The organism is Patulibacter sp. NPDC049589, from assembly GCF_040675535.1.
In the GTDB taxonomy this organism is placed as follows: Bacteria; Actinomycetota; Thermoleophilia; order Solirubrobacterales; family Solirubrobacteraceae; genus Patulibacter.
In genome coordinates this window covers 1-2,750 of record NZ_JBFAPC010000306.1, presented here as the reverse complement: position 1 = coordinate 2,750, position 2,750 = coordinate 1, and the positions used below count along the sequence as shown (strand labels likewise).

Here is a 2,750-nt window from a genome sequence, read left to right as displayed (position 1 = left end):
CTTGGCCTTGCCTTCGGTGATGAGGTCGCGCAGCCGGCGGTTGTAGTGCTTGACGTTGGCCTGGCCGTTGGCGACGTGCTGGCCCTTGAACCAGAGGTTGCCGTAGTCGAAGGCGATCTGACCGTTCTTGGCCATGTCGTCCTTGGCACCCGGATCTTCGGGCAGGAACAGTCCGACGACGCCGATGCCGCCGGTCGGGCGGACGGCCGCGACGAGCTGGTTCATCGTCAGGTTCGGGATCTCGGTGCCGTGGTGGTCGTGGCACTGGTAGCCGACGCACTCGGCGCCGCGGTCCGCACCCTCGCCCCGGGTCTGCTCGAGGATCTGCTCGACGACGTCGCCCTTGCGCGGATCGATCGGGATCGCGCCGAGCTGCTCGCCGAGCGCGAGGCGGTCGTCGTGGAAGTCCACGAGCATGACCTTCGAGGCGCCCTTGATGACCGCGGAGTGCACGGCCATGAGGCCGACGGGGCCGCCGCCGTAGACGACGATCGACTCGCCCGGCTGCAGGCCGGCCAGCTCGGTCGCGTGCCAGCCGGTCGGGAAGATGTCCGACAGCATCACGTAGTCGAGCTCCTTCTCCTCCGCGCCCTCAGGCAGGCGCAGGCAGTTGAAGTCCGCGAACGGCACGCGCAGGTACTCCGCCTGGCCGCCGTCGTAGGGGCCCATGCCCGCGAAGCCGAAGGCGGCGCCGGCCGTCCCCGGGTTGGCGGTCAGGCAGTAGCCGGTCTTGCCGGCCTCGCAGTTCTTGCAGAAGCCGCAGCCGATGTTGAACGGCAGGACGACGCGCTGACCGACCTCGAGCGTCTCGACGCCGTCGCCGATCTCGACGATCTCGCCCATGTTCTCGTGGCCGAGGACCTTGCCGGGCTCGAGGTCGGTGCGGCCCTCGTACATGTGCAGGTCCGAGCCGCAGATGTTGGTGGTCGTGAGCTTGATGACGACGTCGTTGGGACGCTCGATCCTCGCGTCCGGGACCTCGTTGACCGACACGTCGCGCGCGCCGTTGTAGACCAGTGCCTTCATGGGAACTCCTCTTGATCGGGGCCTGCGGTTACCCGGCCCGACAAAGGGGATGCGTCGGATTGAGCACGTCTGATGCAAGTGACCAAGGTGTGTGGCCGTCGTACCTGCGGAGGCGGCTCCTCGGTGGGCGCTGCGGGTCAGGTGGTGCTGGTGAGGAGTCGGCGGAGGGTGATGGCGTTGGCGTAGCCGACGCGGGAGGCGATCTGGTCCATCGAGAGGTCGGTGGTGCGGCGGAGGTGCTTGGCGCGTTCGGCGCGGAGGCGTCGGATGAGCTGGTTGGGGGTCGCTCCGGTTCGCTGGCGCACGTGGCGCTCCAGCGTGCGTCTGGTGACGCCCAGCGCGTCGGCGAGGTCCGAGACGGAGAGGTCCTCCGAGATGCGGCGCCGGACCTCGTCCTCCAGGCGCGTGACGAGGACGTCGGTGGCGGCGAGATGTCCGTGGAGCGCTTCGATCGAGCGGGTGGGTCGCTCGTCGATGAGGAGATGGTGGGCGACGGTCTCTGCGAGTCGTGGGGAGATCTCGGAGACGAGGCTGATCGCCAGATCGATGTGCGCGAACGCGGCGCCCGCGGTCAGGACGCCGCCGCTGCGCACGACCATGCGCGTGGTGTCCAGGTCGACCAGCGGATAGCGGCGCTGGAACGTCTCGCTGAGCCACCAGCTCGTGGCCGCGGCGGCGCCGTCGAGCCGGCCGGCCTCGGCGAGCAGGAACGTCCCCGTGCACGCGCCCGCCAGGCGCGGCAGGCTGGAGGCCTCGTCGCGGAGCGCTGCGCGGAGCTCGCGGACCGGCGGCAGCGCGAGCGCGTCCTCCACGGCTGCTGCGGAGAGCGCTCCGAGCGCGGGGACGACGAGGACGTCGTAGTCGTCCATGCCGTCGTCGAGGGCGCGGTCGGCCTCGATGATGAGGCCCCCCGCGGTCCGCACGGAGGGGCGCAGCCCGACGACGGTCGTCTGGACCGGCGGGATGTCGGGGTCCACCGATCGGCGCAGCGTCTCGGCGACCCGCAGGATGTCGAGGACGCTCGTGAAGGCCGAGTCGAAGGTGCCGGGGATCGCGACGACGCCGACATGCATTGGCGCAAACGATACGAAACGCGTCGCATCGAGGAGGAGCGGAAGTGGGAATGTGAGGTCTCACAACGCGAAGGAGCACTCTTATGGCCCGTCCCGGACTCGTCATCCAGTTCAAGACCAAGCCCGACACCGCCGAGCAGTTCAACGACATCCTCGTCCGTGCGCTGGAGCACGTCGAGGCGGAGGCCGGCACCCGGCCGTGGCTGACGCTGCGCGCCGAGCAGGACCCGACCGTCTTCTTCCTCGTCGACCTCTTCGACGACGAGGACGCCCGCAACGCGCACCTGGGCGGCGCCGCCGCCGAGCTGATCCTCGGCACCGGCGGCGACCTCCTGGCCGAGGCGCCGACCCCGGTGCCCACGACGCTCGTGGCCGGCAAAGCCGTATGAGCACGCGGCGCGAGCGAATCGACAACGATCTGCTGCGCCGTTATCAGGGCGTTGGGGACCTGCAGGCTCGGGAGCGCCTGGTGGAGCGCTGCATGCCGTTGGTGCGCTCTGTCGCCCGCCGGTACGCGGGGCGTGGCCAGGACCCGGAGGACCTGACGCAGGCGGGGCTGGTCGGCCTGACCAACGCGATCGAGCGCTACGACGCCGGACGCGGCGGCCGGTTCGTCAGCTACGCGGTCCCCAACATCCAGGGCGAGATCCG

General features: G+C 70.1%; 4 protein-coding genes. 2 read left to right on the top strand and 2 right to left on the bottom strand.

Annotation, left to right across the window (positions count from 1 at the left end; translation table 11 throughout):
- Both AB0L40_RS27500 and AB0L40_RS27495 read right to left on the bottom strand, forming a co-directional pair.
- Positions 1-1,026, bottom strand: a 1,026-nt coding sequence (locus tag AB0L40_RS27500) for a glutathione-independent formaldehyde dehydrogenase (RefSeq protein ID WP_364361953.1), incomplete at its 3' end; no start/stop codon positions are given.
- Positions 1,027-1,163: 137 nt separating this feature from the next.
- Complete coding sequence (locus tag AB0L40_RS27495; protein WP_364361951.1) at positions 1,164-2,099, bottom strand: helix-turn-helix domain-containing protein; 936 nt, start codon at positions 2,097-2,099, stop codon at positions 1,164-1,166.
- 83 nt (positions 2,100-2,182) lie between these two features.
- Here AB0L40_RS27495 and AB0L40_RS27490 point away from each other — a divergent pair, with 83 nt between their 5' ends.
- On the top strand, positions 2,183-2,488 hold the full coding sequence (locus AB0L40_RS27490; RefSeq protein WP_364361949.1) for an antibiotic biosynthesis monooxygenase family protein: 306 nt from the start codon (positions 2,183-2,185) through the stop codon (positions 2,486-2,488).
- Positions 2,485-2,750 (top strand): sigma-70 family RNA polymerase sigma factor (locus tag AB0L40_RS27485; RefSeq protein ID WP_364361947.1); only part of this gene is annotated, 266 nt, incomplete at its 3' end. The genes AB0L40_RS27490 and AB0L40_RS27485, both read left to right, overlap by 4 nt.